This window comes from Comamonas sp. BIGb0124 (assembly GCF_003752175.1).
In the GTDB taxonomy this organism is placed as follows: domain Bacteria; phylum Pseudomonadota; class Gammaproteobacteria; order Burkholderiales; family Burkholderiaceae_C; genus Comamonas_F.
Genome location: NZ_RJVF01000015.1, coordinates 122,766 through 141,547, shown reverse-complemented (window position 1 = coordinate 141,547; position 18,782 = coordinate 122,766). Strand labels below are relative to the sequence as shown.

Genomic DNA, 18,782 nt, shown 5'->3' with positions numbered 1-18,782 from the left:
CCACGCTACGATCCGGTTGTGGCCGTCATTGGCCCGCACAACCTTTGAAGAAGCCCTCATCCATGACTTATGCGTATCTGGCCGCCGCCATCGTGCTGGAGGTGATCGCCACCACCTGCCTCAAGGCCTCCGACAGCTTCACCCGGCTTTGGCCCTCGGTGGCCACGGTCGCGGGTTACGTCGCCTCTTTCTACTGCCTGACCATCACGCTGCGTACCTTGCCCACCGGCGTGGCCTATGCGATCTGGTCGGGGGCGGGCATCGTGCTCATCTCGCTGGTCTCGTGGCTGGTCTACAAGCAGCGGCTCGATGCCGCAGCACTGGCCGGCATGGGCCTGATCATCGCAGGGGTGGTCGTCATCAACCTGTTTTCGAAATCCGCTGCGCATTGACGAGGCAGAGGCATGAGGTCACGCGGCGGGCTCTCGTCCGCATTGGGCGTCAGATCAGCATGATATGAATCATTGATATCGTTTATCGATATTGACTGGCGAAGGTGTTCTGGTGTTCCAGCCCGTTTCTTGGGCAGAGAAATGCCCACATGGGTGCAAAAAGGCGCCAACTTGGCGCATCTTCGTTTTGTGTCCGATACGGCACTGAACGAATGCCGCTGTTCTTTGTGTTTGAATCCGCGAAATAGGCCTCTGGAAATCGTTTATCGATTTATGGATTTTGGCTGGCATGGCAGTTGCTAGGCAGCAGTCATTCCCAATCGATCCGTCTGGAGGTTTTCCGTGAGTCGTTTCCCACTGCACCTTTTCCGCGCAACCGCCCTGCGGCGACTGGCGCTGGCCGCGTCGCTGGCGGCTGCAGGTTGCTCTGCCGCCTGGGCCCAGGAAAAAGTCCTGCGTATCGGCATGACGGCGGGGGACATCCCGCGCACCTCCGGACAGCCCGACCAGGGCTACGAGGGCAACCGCTTCACCGGCATTCCGCTCTACGACAGTCTCACGCAGTGGGATCTGAGCTCGGAAACGAAGGCCAGCGTGGTCATTCCCGATCTGGCATTGTCTTGGGCGGTCGACGCCAGCGACAAGACCAAGTGGGTCTTCAAGCTGCGCCCCGGCGTGCTGTTCCACGACGGCTCTCCGTTCAATGCCGATGCCGTGGTCTGGAACGTGGGCAAGGTGCTGGACAAGACCGCTGCGCAGTACGACCCGGCGCAGATCGGCGTCACGGCCTCGCGCATGCCCACGTTGCGCACGGCGCGCAAGATCGACGACCTGACGGTCGAGCTCACGACCTCCGAACCCGACTCCTTCCTGCCCATCAACCTGACCAACCTCTTCATGGCGTCGCCCGTGCACTGGCAGAAGAAGCTGGATGCCGTGGCGGCCTCGGTGACCGACAAGGCCGAGCGCAGCAAGCAGGCCTGGGCCGCCTTTGCGGCCGACCCCTCTGGAACCGGCCCTTTCCGGCAGACCCGGCTGGTGCCGCGCGAGCGCCTGGAAATCGTGAAGAACCCCGCCTACTGGGATGAAAAGCGCCGCCCCCGCATCGACCGCGTGGTGCTGCTGCCCCTGCCCGAAGCCAGCGCACGCACGGCAGCCCTCATGTCGGGCCAGGTCGACTGGATCGAGGCCCCGGCACCCGACGCGGTCGAGGCCATCAAGGCCCGCGGCTTCAAGCTCTACGCCAACCTGCAGCCTCACCTGTGGCCCTGGCAGTTCTCCATGCTGCCGGACTCGCCTTTCAAGGACCTGAAGGTGCGGCAGGCCGCCAACCTGTGCCTCAACCGCACGGCACTCAAGGAATTGCTGGGCGGCCTGATGGTCGAGGCCACCGGCATCGCCGAGCCGGGCGATCCCTGGCGCGGCACGCCGACCTTCCAGATCAAGTACGACGCGCCTGCCGCTCAGAAGCTGATGCAGGAGGCCGGTTACTCGGCGGCCAAGCCCGCCAAGGTCAAGGTTCAGACCTCGGCTTCGGGCTCGGGCCAGATGCAGCCGCTGCCGATGAACGAGTTCATCCAGCAGAGCCTCAAGGCCTGCTATTTCGATGTCGAGTTCGACGTGGTGGAGTGGAACACGCTGTTCTCGAGCTGGCGCCTGGGGGCCAAGGACCCGACGGCGCATGGCGCACACGCCACCAACGTCAGTGCGGCCACGATGGATCCGTTCTTTGCCATGGTGCGTTTCGTGAGCACCAAGGCGCAACCGCCGGTCTCCAACAACTGGGGTTTCTACAGCGAGCCCAAGATGGACGAGCTGGTCGACAAGGCCCGCACCACGTTCGACGACAAGGCCCGCGACGCCGCACTGGCCAATCTCCATGCGCACATCGTGGACCAGGCCCCGTTCCTGTTCGTGGCGCATGACGTCGGCCCGCGCGCGATCTCGGCCAAGGTCAAGGGCGTGGTCCAGCCCAAGAGCTGGTTCATCGACCTGGCCACGCTGTCGATGGACTGAGCCCCCGGGCTCGAGAAGGCCCCGGGCGCGCAGGGCGTGCGTGCCGGGGCCGGTTGGTGCAAGCCCCTGAGCCCTGGGGCCTGCACCGCATGCGATGAACGAACAAGGGTCCACGATGCCTGTCTATCTGATCCGACGCCTGGCCTATGCCTTGCCCATCATGCTGGGCGTGTCCTTCCTGTGTTTCATGCTGGTGCACATCTCGCCGGGCGATCCGCTGGTGTCCATCCTGCCGGCCGACGCATCGGCCGAGCTGCAGCAGCAGATGATGCGGCTCTACGGTTTCGACCGCAGCCTGCCCGAGCAGTTCGTGTACTGGCTGTGGCGTGCGTTGCACGGCGATCTGGGAACGTCGATCGCGACCAGCCGGCCGGTGACCGCCGAGGTGTTCAAGGCCGTCGGCAACACCGTGATGCTGGCCGTCATGGCCACGCTCATCGGTTTTGCGCTGGGTTCGCTGTTCGGGTTCGTCGCCGGCTATTTCCGCAACTCCTGGGGCGACCGGCTGGCTTCGCTGATGGCGATCGTCGGCGTGAGCGTGCCGCACTACTGGCTGGGCATGGTGCTGGTCATCATCTTCTCGAGCCAGCTGATGTGGCTGCCGGCCACCGGTGCCGGGCCGGGCGGCTCGAGCGACTGGGCCTGGGACTATGCGCACATCCAGTACATGATCCTGCCGGCCGTCACCATGTCGTTCATTCCCATGGGCATCGTGGCGCGCACGGTGCGGGCCCTGGTCGCCGACATCCTGTCGCAGGAGTTCGTGGTCGGCCTGCGTGCCCGCGGCCTGTCGGAATGGGGTGTCTTCCGGCACGTGGTGAAGAACTGCGCACCGACGGCGCTGGCCGTGATGGGGCTGCAACTGGGCTATCTCCTGGGCGGCTCCATCCTGATCGAAACCGTGTTCTCTTGGCCGGGCACGGGTTTCCTGCTCAATCAGGCCATCTTCCAGCGCGACCTGCCACTGCTCCAAGGCACGATCCTGGTGCTGGCGCTGTTCTTCGTGGCCCTCAACCTGCTGGTCGATGTGCTGCAGGCCCTGCTCGACCCCCGCATTGAAAGGGCCTGAACCATGTCAGCCATTTCTCCCCAGGATCTCGCCGCACGTTCCGCCACGGCGGCGCCTGTCGTGGCCCAGCGTTCGCGCAGCCATGGCGCCAACGTGCTGCGCCGCCTGCTGCGCAACCCGACGGCCATGGGCGCCGCGGCCGTGATCGTGCTGCTGGTGGCCATGGCGCTGCTGGCGCCATGGCTCATGCCGTCCGATCCGTTCGCGACCTCGATGTTCAAGCGCCTGCGTCCCATCGGCACCGAAGGGTTCCCGCTGGGCACCGACGAGCTGGGCCGCGACATGCTGTCGCGTCTCATGCTGGGCGGCCGCTTGTCGCTGTTCATGGGCATCGCGCCGGTGGTCATGGCCTTCGTGATCGGCGGCGGTGTCGGTGTGCTCGCCGGTTATGCGGGTGGCCGGATCAACACCGTGATCATGCGCTGCATCGACGTGCTCTACGCATTTCCTTCGGTGCTGCTGGCCATCGCGCTGTCGGGCGCCTTGGGTGCGGGCATCACCAATGCACTGATCTCGCTGACGGTGGTGTTCGTGCCGCAGATCGCACGCATCGCCGAGAGCGTGACCACGCAGGTGCGGCGCAGCGACTATGTGGATGCAGCGCGGGCCTCGGGTGCCGGGCCGCTGACCATCGTGCGGCGGCATGTGCTGGGCAATGTGGTGGGACCGGTCTTCGTGTATGCGACCAGCCTGATCTCGGTGTCGATGATCCTGGCCTCGGGGCTGTCGTTCCTGGGCTTGGGCGTGAAGCCGCCCGAGCCGGAGTGGGGCCTGATGCTCAACACCCTGCGCACCGCCATCTACACCCAGCCCTGGATCGCAGCGCTGCCCGGCGTGATGATTTTCGTGACTTCGGTGTCTTTCAACATGCTGGCCGACGGCCTGCGTTCGGCGATGGAGGTCAAACAATGAACCCGCTTGCAGTTGCCGCAGCGCCTGCGGATAGGCCCCAGGCCTCGGGCGATGCACCGAACGATCCGCGCGACGTGGGCGGGCCGCGCCAGCCGCTGCTGGCCGTGCGCCAGTTGCGCAAGCACTTTCCGCTCAAGAACAAGGGCCTGGCCTGGGGCAGCCGGCCCCGGTTGGCCGTGCGTGCGGTCGACGGCGTGAGTTTCGACATCTTCAAGGGCGAGACCCTGGGCGTGGTGGGCGAGTCGGGCTGCGGCAAGTCGACCACGGCCCGGCTGCTGATGCAGCTCACCGCGCAGGACCAGGGCGAACTGGTGTTCGACGGCCAGGCCGTCGACTCGCGGCAATTGCCGCTGCGCGAGTTCCGGCGCCAGACGCAGATGGTCTTCCAGGACAGCTACTCGTCGCTCAATCCGCGCATGACCATCGAGGACTCGATTGCCTTCGGGCCGACGGTGCATGGCCTGCCGCAGCGGCAGGCGATCGTGCGTGCGCACGACCTGCTGGCACGGGTGGGCCTGGAGCCCGCACGCTTTGCCGGCCGCTATCCGCACGAGCTGTCGGGCGGCCAGCGCCAGCGTGTCAACATCGCCCGGGCACTGGCCCTCGAACCCCGGCTGGTGATCCTGGACGAAGCGGTCTCCGCGCTCGACAAGTCGGTGGAAGCCCAGGTGCTCAATCTGCTGATGGACCTGAAGCGCGACCTGGGCCTGACCTATGTCTTCATCAGCCACGACCTCAACGTGGTGCGTTTCATGTCGGACCGGGTGCTGGTGATGTACCTGGGTCAGGTGGTCGAGGTCGGTCCCGCCGAGGCGGTCTTCGAGCGGCCCGCCCATCCTTACACCCAGGCTTTGCTGCGCTCCATGCCCAGCACCGATCCCCTCCAGCGCACGCAGGAAGCGCCCCTGTCGGGCGACCCGCCCAATCCCATCGACCCGCCGCCGGGTTGCCGTTTCCACACCCGTTGCGCGCTGGCTCAGCCGGTGTGCGCGCAGCAGGTGCCCACGCTGGCCGCCCACCGGGCCGGGCACGAGGTGGCCTGTCTGCGCTACGAGCCCGCATCGGGCTACCGAACCCGCCCCGAGGAGGTGATCGTCCATGGCTGAAGACCTGTCCCCATCCGAACGCCGCGACCGGGTGGCGCTGCATGATCTGCATGTCGAGTTCCGCTCGGGCGGCCAGCGTGTCCAGGCCGTCAACGGCGTCGACCTGCGGGTCGGCGAGGGCGAGGTGGTGGCGCTGATCGGCGAATCGGGCTCGGGCAAAAGCGTGACGCTGCGCGCCTGCATGCGGCTGCACCCCGAAGCCAGCACCCGCTACACCGGCCGGCTCGAAGTGGCTGGCCACGATGTGCTCGAGCTCACGTCGCGCGAGCTGTCGCGGCTGCGCGGAAAGACCGTCGCGATGATCTTCCAGGAGCCGCTGCTGGCGCTGGACCCGGTCTACACCGTGGGCGAGCAGATCGTCGAGTCGCTGCGCCGGCACGAAGGCCTGAGCCGGGCGCAGGCCCGGCAGCGGGCGCTGGGGTTGTTCCAGAAGGTGCGCATTCCCAGCCCCGAGCGGCGGCTCGATGCCTACGCCCACGAGATGTCGGGCGGCATGCGCCAGCGCGCCATGATTGCCCTGGCACTGGCCTGCAATCCGCAGGTGCTGCTGGCCGACGAGCCCACCACCGCCCTCGACGCCACGGTGCAGATCCAGATCCTGCTGCTGCTGCGCGATCTGCAGCGCGAACTGGGCCTGTCGATCGTGTTCGTGACGCACGACATCGGCGCCGCGGCCGAAGTCGCCGATCGCATGGCCGTGATGTACGCGGGACGCATCGTGGAGCAGGGGCCTGCCGCGCAACTGCTGTCGCGGCCGCGCCATCCGTACACACAGGCCCTGCTGCTGAGCCGCAGCCATGGCGCCATGGTTCGAGGCCAGCGTCTGCAGACCATCGGCGGCTCGCCGCCCGATCTCGCCCGGCTGCCTGCGGGCTGCGCATTTGCCGACCGTTGCGCACATGCGCAGGCAGCCTGCCGGGCCACCCAGCCGCCGCCCCGCAGCGTCGGCCCGGCCCACGAAGTCCGCTGCCTGCGTCTCGATGAGCTGCAGCACCTGCAGGGCAGCCCGCTGCACCACGCCGCCGGCGCTGCAGCATGACCGGGACGCGTCGTTGTCCATGTTCCGGGCGCACCCCGTCCGTCCTTGCGCCCCGTGCGCAATCACAAGGCTCGTCATGACTGTCGATACCCCGTCGATTTCCACTGCGCCGTCATTTCAATCCATGCAGTCCGCACGGTGTTTCCTGCCGTATCCGCCGGCGCCGGTGCCGCATGCCACGGCGCCCTTGCCCTTGTCGGGCAAACGTTTTGCGGTCAAGGATATTTTCGATGTGGCCGGTTACCCCACGGGCTGCGGCAATCCGCATGCCCTGGCAGCCTCGGGCATCAAGGCGGCCACGGCACCGGCGGTGCAGGCCTGGTTGGACGCGGGGGCCGTGTTCGCGGGCAAGGTCGTGACCGACGAGCTGGCCTTCTCGATGAACGGCAAGAACGCGCACTTCGGTGCGCCCCGCAACGGAGCGGCCCCCGACCGCATCGCCGGAGGATCCAGCTCGGGTTCGGCCTCGGCCGTTTCGAACGGACTGGCCGACCTCGCACTGGGCAGCGATACGGGCGGTTCGGTGCGCGCGCCGGCCAGCCATTGCGGGCTCATCGGCATGCGGCCCACGCACGGGCGCATCGGCCTCGAGGGCTGCATGCCGCTGTCGCCGGGCTTCGACACCTGCGGCTGGTTTGCACGCGACATGCCGCTCTTTGCCGCGGCCGGGGCCGCTTTGCTGGGCGAGGACAGCCAGCCCTTGCCGGCCCTGCCGCGCATGCTGTTTGCCGCCGATCTGCTGTCCGAGCTCGACCCGGATGTCCAAGGCGCCGTGAGCAAGCAGTTCCAGCGTTTTGCGCCGTGCGGACTGGACCGGCCGGCGCCCGTGCGGGCCCTGCTGCAGCCGGCCGACGATCTGTATTGGGCTTTCCGCCATATCCAGGGATGGCAGGCCTGGCAGAGCCAGGGGGCTTTCATCCGTGCGCACGGCCTGCAACTGGGGCCGGGCGTGAAGGAGCGGTTCGTCTGGTCGAGCGGGCTGAGCGCGGCGCAGGTCGAGCCGCATCTGGCCGTGCAGCGGGATTTCCGTGCCCGTTTCGAAGACCTGCTCGGCCGCGACGGCGTGCTGGTCCTGCCGACCATGCCCAACGTGGCGCCGCTGGCCTCGCAGCGCGAAGACGCACTCGACGACTACCGCAACCAGGCCATTCGGCTGCTGTGCCTGGCCGGTCTGTCGGGCTGTCCCCAGATCTCGCTGCCCTTGATGCGGCTGGGCGGCATTCCGCTGGGACTGTCGCTGGTCGGCCCGCGAGGCAGCGACAACTCGCTCATCGCCCTGGCTGCACGGCTCATGCCCTGAAGCACGCGGCTCGGGTGGTCGGGCCCCCTGAGCCGCCGGGTTGCCCTGCCGTGCACCGGCCGACGCATGTTTTTTGGATTTTTCGACCAAGGACACTCTCATGACCTCTCAAACGATACTGCATACCGATGGCGACCGTCTCTGGTCTTCCCTGATGGAGCTGGCCCGCATCGGCGCCACGCCCAAGGGCGGCGTGTGCCGCCTGGCCCTGACCGATCTCGACCGACAGGGCCGCGACCTGTTCGTCGGCTGGTGCGAGCAGGCCGGCCTGAGCGTTCGGGTCGACGAGATCGGCAACCTCTTCGCGCGCCGTGCCGGCACCGATCCCACGCGTGCGGCGGTGGCCATGGGCAGCCACATCGACACCCAGCCGACCGGCGGCAAGTTCGACGGCAACTACGGCGTGCTGGCCGGGCTGGAGGTCATCCGCACGCTCAACGCGCACGGCATCGACACGGCCGCGCCGCTGGAGGTGGTGGCCTGGACCAACGAGGAAGGCTCGCGTTTCGTGCCGGTCATGATGGGGTCGGGCGTCTTCACGGGCGCCTTCACGCTCGACCATGCGCTCGATGCCCGCGACACCGAAGGCCTGTGCGTACGCGACGAACTGCAGGCCATCGGCTACGCCGGCAGCCACAAGGCCGGCGAGGTACCCGGCGGCATGTTCGCGGCCTACTTCGAGGCGCATATCGAACAGGGGCCCATCCTCGAGGATCGCGACCTGCCGATCGGCGTGGTGCCCGGCGCGCTGGGCCAGCGCTGGTACGACGTGGTGGTTACCGGCATGGAGGCGCATGCGGGGCCCACGCCCATGGCACTGCGGCACGACGCACAGCTGGCGGCCGCACGCATCGTGCAGCAGGTCAATGCGATTGCACTGGCGCATGCGCCGCACGCGCGCGGCACGGTGGGCTACATGCAGGTGCTGCCCAACTCACGCAACACCATCCCGGGTACGGTGAAATTCTCGGTCGATTTCCGCGCGCTCGACGACACCGTCCTGCAGCAGATGCACGAGGCCCTGTCCACCTATTGCGAAAGCCTGGTGCAGGCGGATTCGCGCCTGAAGATCGGCATCGAGCAGGTGGTCTATTTTCCGCCCTGCCACTTTGCGGCGGACTGCATCGACAGCGTGCGCGAAGCCGCCCGTCTGCTGGAGTTGCCCCACATGGACGTGGTGAGCGGCGCCGGGCACGATGCGGTCTACGTGGCCGACGTGGCGCCCACGGCCATGATCTTCGTGCCGTGCAAGGACGGCATCAGCCACAACGAAAGCGAAGACGCCAAGCCCGAACACCTGGCGATGGGCTGCGACGTGCTGCTGCACGCCGTGCTCAAGCATGCCCGCTGAACACGCCGGCTGAACACGCGGCGGGCCGGCCGTTCGAGCCGGCTTCGGCCGCCTGCGCACAGGCACCCACCGGGCCTGCGCGCGTTTCGGCGTCGATGGATCAGCCGGCGACGCGGCCGATCAGCGGGAACAGTCCCAGCATCAGGCTGGCTGCCATCAGCACCAGGCTGATGAGCGTGGCCCACTTCAGCGTGAAACGCTGGTGGTCGCCGAAGTCCACCCCGGCCAGACCCACCAGCAGGTAGGTGGAGGGCACCAGCGGGCTCAACAGATGCACCGGCTGGCCGATGAGCGAAGCACGTGCCATTTCGACAGCCGTGATGCCATAGCCCTGGGCCGCTTCGTTGAGGATGGGCAGCACGCCGAAGTAGAAGGCGTCGTTCGACATGAAGAACGTCAGCGGCATGCTCAGGATCGCGGTGATCGTGGGCAGGTAGGGCCCCATGCTGTCCGGAATGGCCGCCAGCAGTCCGCGCGACATGGCCTCGACCATGCCCGTGCCCGACAGGATGCCGGTGAACACGCCGGCAGCGAAGATCAGCGAGACCACGGCCAACGCGTTGGGCGCGTGCTCGGCCACCAGCTGGCGCTGCTGGGCCAGGTCGGGGTAGTTGATGACGATCGCGACGGCGAAGCCGATCATGAACAGCACGGGCAACGGCAGCACGCCCATGATGAGGGCCACCATCAGCGCGGTGGTCAGCGCCAGGTTCACCCACAGCAGGCGGGGGCGGCGCCAGTGTTCCTTGCTCTCGGCATTCTCGCCTTCGAGCGGCAGGTGCTCGCGGCTCGCTTCCTCGTCGCGCTGGGCATCGTAGGGGTTGGGGCCGATCGAGCCGGCGCTGCGCGGCAGGCTCACGGTGCCCAGACGGCGGCGCTCGCGCAGGCCGAGCCAGACCGACACGGCCAGCAGGGCGAGGATGGACAGGGCCATGGCCGGCACCATCGGCACGAACACCTCGCCCGGATCGACGTGCAGCGCACTGGCCGCGCGGGCCGTCGGGCCGCCCCAGGGCGTCAGGTTCATGATCCCCGAAGCCAGGATCGCCACGCAGGTCAGGTTCAGCGGGTTCATCTTGAGGCGGCGGTACAGCGGCAGCATCGAGGCGATGGTGATCATGTAGGTGGTCGAGCCGTCGCCGTCGAGCGAGATCAGCAGCGCGAGCGCGGCCGAGCCCACCACGATCTTCAAGGGGTCGCCCTTGACCATGCGCAGGATGATGCCGACCACCGGGTCGAACATGCCGGCGTTGATCATCACGCCGAAGTACAGGATGGCGAACATCAGCATCACGCCGGTGGGCGCGATCTTGCGGATGCCGTCGAGCATCATGGCGCCCATCGTCGGGGCAAAGCCGCCGATGAGCGCGAATACGATGGGGATGAGGATCAGGGCGACCAGGGGCGACAGGCGCTTGGTCATGATCAGGGTCATGAAGGTCATGACCATGCCGAATCCGAGCAAAGTCAACAGCATGTCAGGCGTTCCCGGTCGTGGTGGTGGCGTTAAGGCTCATGGTCTGTTCTCTCAGGGAGGAGATGAGTCGTGGGGGAGGGCGGGCTCTTGCGCGGCGGCACGGCCAGAGCACGGGCAGGACCGGGCAGCGATGCTGCATCGATCAAGCCACGGGAGCGAATGGTGGATTTGCACCCTGTCGTGCGCCTGTCGTGAGCGGAATGCCGCTGAATGTCTCGGGTAAGCCCTTATCGGGTAAACCCTAGGTTTATGGACTCTGCAGGGCATCGACCGTCACGGCGATACGTTCTATGGCGCAGGCCCGCACGCCTGCCGATGCAGTCCGGCATGATGCGCGCGACGCCTGCCGCAAGGCACAATGGCGGCTGTCCGCTGCCGTAGCCCTGTCGATGGCGCGCGGCCGGCAACCCGGCAGAGGGCAGGCGCGTGGCGTCTCGCCTCTGCGATGAACAGCCCCCTATTCCATGAGCCCGAGATGAATGACGTGACGCATGCGATCGTGCCCCGGCGCGTCGACTCCCCGCAACTGTCCTGCCGTGTGGCGGGTGCCCGAAGGGTCTGAGATGCGTGTGCTCGTCGTCGAAGACGATCCCGATCTGGCCGATGCCCTGGTGCGCCGGTTGCGCCGGCAAGGCCATGCCGTGGACTGGCAGAACGATGGCCAGGCCGCGGCCCATGTGCTGGGTTACCAGCCTTTCGATCTGCTGCTGCTCGACATCGGGCTGCCCGGTCTCGATGGCCTGACCGTGCTGCGCCAGTTGCGTGCGCGCGGCGACAAGACGCCGGTGCTGATGCTGACCGCACGGGCCGACATCGAGGACCGCGTGAACGCGCTGGACGTGGGCGCCGACGACTATCTCGACAAGCCCTTCGACTTCCGCGAGCTGGATGCGCGTTGCCGGGCCCTGCTGCGCAGGCCTCAGGGGCAGGCTTCGGGCACCTGGCGCGTGGGCGGGCTGGAGATCGACAGCGCCGCGCGACGGGCCAGTCTGGCGGGCACCGAGATCGACCTGACCAACCGGGAGTTCAGCCTGCTCGAGATCCTGGTCGGCCGCATGGGACGGGTGGTCAGCAAGGACGACATCGCCGGCCGCCTGTTCAGCTTCGACGAGGACGTGGGGCTCAATGCGGTCGAGGTCTATGTCGGGCGCCTGCGCAAGAAGCTGGGCGCCAGCCCCTTGCGCATCACCACGGTGCGCAGCCTCGGGTACCGCGCCGACGTCGAGCAGGACCCGGACAGCGGATCGCCGACCGCTCGCGAGCACGGCGCAGAGCCCGGCACCTCCCACGGCAGCGGCCAGTCCGGAGCCTGACCATGAGCGATGCAGCGGCCCGGCCCGGCCAGGCGACCGCGGCGCCCGAATCGCCCGGGCCAGCCGCTGCGCCGGCGCCTTCGAGCCCGGGCCGCTCCGCGGGCTCTCTGCGGCGCACCCTGCTGCTGCTGCTGGGCCTGCTGTTCGCACTGGCCACTCTGGCGCTGTTCTTCGGCGCGCGCAGCTACGGCGAGCGTGCGGCCGACCGCTCGTACGACCATCTGCTGCAGTCGTCCGCACTGTCGATGGCCGACAGCATCAGCGTGGTGCAGAACCGCTGGCAGGTCGACTTGCCGTATGCCGCCCTGGATCTGCTGGCCATGGCCCCGGAAGACCGGGCCTTCTACCGCATCGTGGCACCCGATGGACAGACCATCACCGGTTATGGCGACCTGCCCGCAGGTCCCCAGGTCCCGGCGGCTGCGGCCCAGGGCCTGTCGCCGGCGGCGCCGGGCGTGGTGTTTTTCGATGCGCGTTACCGGGGCGAGCGGCTGCGTTTCGTGCGGGTGCCGCGCTATATCGCGGGCGGCGATGCGGCTGCCACGACCGGGGACCGGCTGTCGCCGGTGTGGGTCCAGGTCGGGCAGACCCGCCTGGCGCGCGATGCGCTCGCTTCCGACATCGCCTGGCGCGCGACCGCGGCCATTCTGGTGCTCATGCTGGCCGCCTTTTTGCTGCTCGGGCTGGGTGTGCATGTGGCGCTGCGCCCCATTGCACGACTGCAGCGTGAACTGCATGGGCGAGAGGCGTCCGACCTGCGTCCGCTGGCCAGCCCGGTGCCGCAGGAGCTCGTGCCCGTGGTGGGCGCGCTCAACGATTTCATGGGCCGTCTGTCGGTCAACCTCGAGGCCTTGCGCACCTTCATCGCCGAGGCTGCCCACCAGATGCGCACGCCGCTGGCCGCTCTGATCGCCCAGGCCCAGGATGGACTGGACGACGACGATCCCGCGCAGCAGCGGCGCAGCCTGCAGGCGGTCGAGCGCAATGCGGTCAAGCTGCGCCGGCTGCTCAACCAACTGCTCAGCGATGCCAGCGTTTCTCACCAGGGGCACTTGCGCCGCTTTGCCGCGGTCGACCTGCCGGTGCTGCTGCGCGAGGCGATGCAGGACACCGTACCCCGTGCCGAGCCCCGGCCCGTGGTTCGCCTGGGCTGGCAGCAGCCCGCCCAGCCCGGCGCGAGCCCGGGCCCGGCGTGGCTGTTCGAGCTGTCGCCCGCATCGCCCGACGCGTCGGTGCCGCGAGGCGCCGGGCCCCGTGCCTGGGTGATGGGCGATGCGCTCATGCTGCGCGAAGCGTTCAAGAACCTCATCGACAACGCGCTCAAGTACGGCCGGCCTCAGCACGGTGCCATCGACATCGTCATCGGCGCTGCCGCCGACGGCCGCTGGGAGGTGCTGTTCGCCGACCATGGCCCCGGCGTAGCCGCCGGTGAGCGTGCGGGGCTGTTCGAGCGTTTTGCACGCGGTGCGGCGGGACGCCCGGCGCCGGTGGCAGGCGCTGCCGGTTCCGCAGGCACCCTGGCCACTGCCGCGCCCGCCGATGCCTCGCCCTGGCCGGCCGGTGCCGGATTGGGCCTGGCCATCGTGCAGCGCGTGGTCCAGAGCCACGGCGGCAGCGTGCGGCTCGAAGACCGGCCCGACGGCGGCAGCGGCCTCGTCGTCCGGCTGCAACTGCCGGCGTGCACGGCCGCCTCGAGCCCGCCCGCGACGCCGTCACCGGCTTCTCGGGCACACCCGCGCCGGCCCGATCGCGGCCACGAGGACACGCACCCATGACTCGCTTCATCCGTTCGCCCCAGGGATGGGCCGCGCCGGGCCGGCCCGTCGAGCTTGCGCCCGAGGCCGTGGACTCGTCCGGTGGCTGCACGCGCCGCCGGTGGCTGGCGTTGGCCGGCCCTTGGCTGGCCGGTTCGGCGCTGCCCGTCATGGCCCAGCCTGCGCCGAACACCGCCGCCGAAGTCACCGTGTTCGAGTCGCCCGCGCCGGCGCGGCAGATGCTGCGCATCGACAGCGCCACCGACACCGCCTTGTTCGCACCCGTGATCCGCGCCTTCCAGCGCCGCCACCCGGACGTCGCCGTGCGCTACGCCGATCGCCAGAGCCTGGACATCCACGCCCGTGCGCTGGCCTATGCCCAGGCCGGCCCGGCGTCGTCCCGGCTCGATCCCGCCAACCCCGATCTGCTGATCAGCAGCAGCCTGGATCTGCAGACCCAACTGGCGAACGACGGCCTGGCCCTGCCGCACCGTTCGGAGCAGGCGCTCAGCCTGCCGGCGGGCGCGCACTGGCGCCACGAAGTCTTCAGCCTCGGGGCCGAGCCCGTGGTCATGGTCTACCACCCGCGGCTTTTGCCGCCTGACCAGGCGCCCCGCACGCGCGGCCAACTGCTCGAACTGCTGCGGCAGTCCGGCGGTCCGCTGCAGGGCCGCGTCGGCACCTACGACGTCACGCTCAGCGGCCTGGGCTACATGCTGGCCACCCAGGATGCACGCTTCGACAGCACCGCCAGCCTGCTGCTGGCCTCGCTGGGGGCCGCCGGCGTGGTGCTGGGCGATCACATCGTGCCGTTGCTCGAGCGGCTCGAACGGCAGCAACTGGCATTGCTCTACAACGTCCCGGCTTCGTATGCGCAGGCACGCATCGCCGCCGGCTCGCCCATCCGGGTCGTCTATCCGCAGGATTACACCCTGCTCACCACCCGCGCGGCCCTGGTGCCCGGTACCGCCGCCCAGCCCGCGCTGGCCAAGCTGTTCCTCGACGAGCTGCTCTCGCCCGAGGGCCAGGCCCTGCTGTCGCGCGAGACGCGTCTGCTGCCCATCCGGCAGGCGCTGGCGGCCGGACAGGACAGCCGCGTGCTGCGGGCCCTGGCCGATGGACCGGGCGGGGTCGACGTCGCGCCCAGTGCCTGGCGGCCGCTCATGCCGGGCCTGGGCCTGCTGGTCTACCTCGATCCGCTCAAGCGCGAACGTTTCCTGCTGGCCTGGCGAACCGCCATGGCCGCTCGCCTGCCGGCACGCCTAAGTCCTTGATCCGATTGACGGCAGGGGGGTCTGACGGGCCTGCGTGCAGGCTGTCAACCCCTTGATTCCTCAAAGGAAAATGCGGGGGCGCGCTGTATAATTGTGGGTTTTCCTGTCCAACTCCTTACCCCAAGCCGCCTTGCCGCGGCCGCCCTGCCAGCCCCGGACTTCACCGGCGTGCAGTGCCGGCTGTCTCGCGGGCTGCACAGAAAGTCCCGGATGAAAGTCGCTGAGATCCGCGCCAAGTTCCTCGAATTCTTTGCCGAGCGTGGCCACACCATCGTGGAGTCCTCGTCGCTCGTGCCCGCCAACGACCCGACGCTGATGTTCACCAACTCGGGCATGGTGCAGTTCAAGGACGTGTTCCTGGGCACGGACCGCCGCTCGTACAACCGTGCCACCTCGGTGCAGGCCTGCCTGCGCGCCGGCGGCAAGCACAACGACCTCGAGAACGTGGGCTACACCGCCCGCCATCACACCTTCTTCGAGATGCTGGGCAACTGGAGCTTCGGCGACTACTTCAAGCGCGAGTCGCTCAAGTGGGCCTGGGAACTGCTGACCGAGGTCTACAAGCTGCCCGCCGATCGCCTGTGGGCCACCGTCTACGCAGAAGACGACGAGGCCTACAACATCTGGACCCAGGAAATCGGCCTGCCCCCCGAGCGCGTCGTGCGCATCGGCGACAACAAGGGCGGCCGCTACATGTCCGACAACTTCTGGATGATGGCGGATACCGGCCCCTGCGGCCCGTGCTCCGAGATCTTCTACGACCACGGCCCGCACATCGCCGGCGGCCCGCCCGGCAGCCCCGACGAGGACGGCGACCGCTACATCGAGATCTGGAACAACGTGTTCATGCAGTTCGACATGCAGCCCGACGGCTCGGTCAAGCCGCTGCCCGCGCCCTGCGTGGACACCGGCATGGGCCTCGAGCGCCTGGCCGCCATCCTGCAGCACGTCCACAGCAACTACGAGATCGACCTGTTCGCCGCACTGGTGAAGGCCGCCGGCCGCGAGACCGGCACGCCCGACCTCGGCAACCCCTCGCTCAAGGTGATCGCCGACCACATTCGCGCCACGGCCTTCCTGGTGGCCGACGGCGTCATTCCCGGCAACGAGGGCCGCGGCTACGTCCAGCGCCGCATCATCCGCCGTGCCATCCGCCACGGCTACAAGCTGGGCCAGAAGACCCCGTTCTTCCACAAGCTCGTGGCCGACCTGGTCGAGCAGATGGGCGTAGCCTATCCCAAGCTGCGCGAGCAGCAGGCCCACATCACCCAGGTGCTCAAGGGCGAAGAAGAACGTTTCTTCGAGACCCTGGCCAACGGCATGGAAATCCTCGACACCGCCCTGACGGGCAACGTCACCGTGCTGCCGGGCGATGTCGCCTTCAAGCTGCACGACACCTTCGGTTTCCCGCTCGACCTGACGCAGGACGTCTGCCGCGAGCGCGGCCTGAGCGTGGATGCCGCCGGTTTCACCGCCGCCATGGACCGCCAGAAGAACCAGGCCCGCGCGGCCGGCAAGTTCAAGATGGACCGTGCGCTCGAGTACACCGGCCCCGAAGGCCGTTTCGTGGGCTACGAACAACTGGTGCAGCCCGGTGCACGGGTGCTGGCCCTGTATGTCGACGGCCAGCCCGTGCAGCGGATCGAAGCCGGCCAGGACGGCGTGGTGGTGCTCGACGCCACCCCCTTCTACGCCGAGAGCGGCGGCCAGGTCGGCGACCGCGGCAGCATCGCCAGCGGCAGCGCGAAGTTCGCGGTCGAAGACACCCAGAAGATCAAGGCCCACGTGTTCGGGCACCATGGCAGCCTGGCGACAGGGACGCTGTCGGTGGGCGACACCGTCAATGCCCAGGTCGACAGCGCCCTGCGCGCGGCCACGGCCCGCAACCACAGCGTGACCCACCTCATGCACAAGGCCCTGCGCGAAGTGCTGGGCGGCCACGTGCAGCAGAAGGGTTCGCTCGTGAACGCCGAGCGCACCCGTTTCGACTTCGCCCACAACGCGCCCGTCACCGACGAGCAGGTGCGCAAGATCGAAGCCCTGGTCAACACCGAAATCCTGGCCAACACGGCCACCCAGACCCGCGTGCTGCCCATCGACGAAGCCCAGAAGCTGGGTGCCACCATGCTGTTCGGCGAGAAGTACGGCGATCTGGTGCGGGTGGTCGACGTCGGCTCCACGCTCGAATTCTGCGGCGGCACGCATGTGCAGCGCACCGGTGACATCGGTCTCTTCAAACTCGTCGCCGAAAGCGGCGTGGCCGCCGGTGTGCGCCGGGTCGAAGGCTTGACAGGCGAGGGCGCATTGGCCTACCTGCAGCAGCTCGAAGACACCGTCAGCCAGGCCGCCGCGACCTTGAAGTCCCCGGTTGCCGAACTGCAGGGCCGGATCGGCCAGGCGCTCGACACCGTCCGTGCGCTCGAAAAGGAAATCGCCTCGCTCAAGGGCAAGCTGGCTTCGTCGCAAGGCGACGAACTGGTGGGCCAGGCGGTCGACGTCAACGGTCTCAAGGTACTGTCCGCATTGCTGCCCGGCGCCGATGCCAAGACCTTGCGCGACACCATGGACAAGCTCAAGGACAAGCTCAAGACGGCCGTCGTGGTGCTGGCCGCTGTCGACGGCGCCAAGGTGCAGATCGCCGCGGGCGTGACCGCGGACAGCATCGGCAAGGTCAAGGCGGGCGAACTCGTGAACTTCGTGGCCCAGCAGGTGGGCGGCAAGGGCGGCGGCAAACCCGACATGGCCATGGCAGGCGGCACCGATGCGACGGCGCTGCCCCAGGCGCTGAAGTCGGTGCAGGCATGGGTGGCCGAGCGCGCTTGATCGCAGGCGTCGCTCATGCATACCCCTGAACACGGCGGAGCTGCCGCCGGAGCCGATCCTGCGCACACGGTGAAAGGTACCGGCAACTTCTTTGCCGCGCTGGTCGCCCGCATCGATGCCCATGTCTCGCGCAGCACCGAGCGCATCCAGCGCCTGACCGGTGGCCAGGATGTCCCCGAACTGCCCGCGGGCGAGGTGATCTGGGTCAAGCGGGCCGAGCCGCCCCATCCGGTCTCGCTGATCCGCCTCTACAACCTGGTGATGGCGCCGGTGCCCTTGTTGCGTTCCGTCCCCAATCCGGGAGGGACCGATGCGCTCGACAACGAGCATCGCCGGCTCGAATCACTGGCTGCGCAAGGCGTGCCCGTGCCGCGGGTGGTTGCGCAGGGCGCCCAATGGATCGCTATTTCCGACGCCGGCACGGAGCCCCTGCAGGCCCGCCTGGACAGGCTGAAGGCGCAGGGCGACGAGTCCGGCGTTCTCGATGTCTGGACACTCGGACTGCACGCCATCGCCGATGCCCACGCGCGTGGCGCCTACCTGAGCCAGTGTTTTGCCCGCAACATGGTCATGGGCACCGACGATCGTGTCCACTTCATCGATTTCGAGGAAGATCCGGGCGACGTGATGACCGTGCCGCAGGCCCAGGTCCGCGATTGGGCCCTGTATGTCCACTCGACCGCGTTTTTCCTGAGCGATCTTCGGCCCGCAGCGCAAGCGATGGCAGCCGCCATCGCGTCGGCCAGCAGCGAGGTCAGGGAATCGCTGATCACGCTGATGCGGCGCCTGCGCTGGCTGCTGCGCCTGCTGCCGCAGGCTCAGTGGCTGGGCCGCGACATCGCCCGCGCACGGGCAGCCGGCCTGCTGCTGCACGCCGTGCTCGACGAGCTCGAAGGCCGCGGACGGGCCTGAGGGCAAAACGAAGAAGGGGGCCTCGGGCCCCCTTCGCACAGTCG

14 protein-coding genes are annotated in these 18,782 nt (G+C 68.3%); 13 read left to right on the top strand and 1 reads right to left on the bottom strand.

The window, feature by feature from the left end:
* The first annotated feature begins 62 nt into the window (after positions 1-62).
* The 8 genes from EC845_RS20320 (at position 63) to EC845_RS20285 (ending at position 9,185) form a co-directional block, all read left to right on the top strand.
* A complete protein-coding gene (locus tag EC845_RS20320; protein ID WP_123299968.1) occupies positions 63-392 on the top strand; it encodes an SMR family transporter in 330 nt (109 codons plus the stop codon).
* Between the two features lie 381 nt (positions 393-773).
* Positions 774-2,408 (top strand): ABC transporter substrate-binding protein, encoded by a 1,635-nt coding sequence (locus tag EC845_RS20315; RefSeq protein WP_370451368.1) that lies wholly within the window; start codon positions 774-776, stop codon positions 2,406-2,408.
* A gap of 115 nt (positions 2,409-2,523) precedes the next feature.
* A complete protein-coding gene (locus tag EC845_RS20310; RefSeq protein WP_123299966.1) occupies positions 2,524-3,477 on the top strand; it encodes an ABC transporter permease in 954 nt (317 codons plus the stop codon).
* A 3-nt stretch (positions 3,478-3,480) separates the two neighbouring features.
* Positions 3,481-4,389 (top strand): ABC transporter permease, encoded by a 909-nt coding sequence (locus EC845_RS20305; protein WP_123299965.1) that lies wholly within the window; start codon positions 3,481-3,483, stop codon positions 4,387-4,389.
* On the top strand, positions 4,386-5,495 hold the full coding sequence (locus tag EC845_RS20300) for an ABC transporter ATP-binding protein (RefSeq protein ID WP_123299964.1): 1,110 nt from the start codon (positions 4,386-4,388) through the stop codon (positions 5,493-5,495). The genes EC845_RS20305 and EC845_RS20300 overlap by 4 nt, the downstream gene beginning before the upstream one ends.
* Positions 5,488-6,534: an ABC transporter ATP-binding protein gene (locus tag EC845_RS20295; RefSeq protein WP_199739876.1), complete on the top strand. Its 1,047-nt coding sequence runs from the start codon at positions 5,488-5,490 to the stop codon at positions 6,532-6,534. The genes EC845_RS20300 and EC845_RS20295 overlap by 8 nt, the downstream gene beginning before the upstream one ends.
* Positions 6,535-6,610: 76 nt before the next feature.
* Positions 6,611-7,834: an amidase gene (locus EC845_RS20290; RefSeq protein WP_233598196.1), complete on the top strand. Its 1,224-nt coding sequence runs from the start codon at positions 6,611-6,613 to the stop codon at positions 7,832-7,834.
* A gap of 100 nt (positions 7,835-7,934) precedes the next feature.
* Positions 7,935-9,185 (top strand): Zn-dependent hydrolase, encoded by a 1,251-nt coding sequence (locus tag EC845_RS20285; protein ID WP_123299962.1) that lies wholly within the window; start codon positions 7,935-7,937, stop codon positions 9,183-9,185.
* A gap of 100 nt (positions 9,186-9,285) precedes the next feature.
* Here EC845_RS20285 and EC845_RS20280 read toward each other — a convergent pair whose 3' ends face one another.
* Positions 9,286-10,662 (bottom strand): CitMHS family transporter, encoded by a 1,377-nt coding sequence (locus EC845_RS20280; RefSeq protein WP_123299961.1) that lies wholly within the window; start codon positions 10,660-10,662, stop codon positions 9,286-9,288.
* Between the two features lie 563 nt (positions 10,663-11,225).
* Here EC845_RS20280 and EC845_RS20275 point away from each other — a divergent pair.
* The 5 genes from EC845_RS20275 (at position 11,226) to EC845_RS20255 (ending at position 18,738) form a co-directional block, all read left to right on the top strand.
* Positions 11,226-11,975, top strand: coding sequence for a response regulator transcription factor (locus EC845_RS20275; RefSeq protein WP_123299960.1), 750 nt, complete (start codon positions 11,226-11,228; stop codon positions 11,973-11,975).
* A 2-nt stretch (positions 11,976-11,977) separates the two neighbouring features.
* Complete coding sequence (locus tag EC845_RS20270) at positions 11,978-13,750, top strand: sensor histidine kinase (RefSeq protein ID WP_123299959.1); 1,773 nt, start codon at positions 11,978-11,980, stop codon at positions 13,748-13,750.
* Complete coding sequence (locus tag EC845_RS20265) at positions 13,747-15,003, top strand: ABC transporter substrate-binding protein (RefSeq protein WP_123299958.1); 1,257 nt, start codon at positions 13,747-13,749, stop codon at positions 15,001-15,003. Before EC845_RS20270 ends, EC845_RS20265 begins: the two co-directional genes overlap by 4 nt.
* 210 nt (positions 15,004-15,213) lie before the next feature.
* Positions 15,214-17,826 (top strand): alanine--tRNA ligase, encoded by a 2,613-nt coding sequence (alaS, locus tag EC845_RS20260; RefSeq protein ID WP_123299957.1) that lies wholly within the window; start codon positions 15,214-15,216, stop codon positions 17,824-17,826.
* A gap of 15 nt (positions 17,827-17,841) precedes the next feature.
* A complete protein-coding gene (locus tag EC845_RS20255) occupies positions 17,842-18,738 on the top strand; it encodes a hypothetical protein (protein ID WP_123299956.1) in 897 nt (298 codons plus the stop codon).
* Positions 18,739-18,782: the final 44 nt, after the last annotated feature.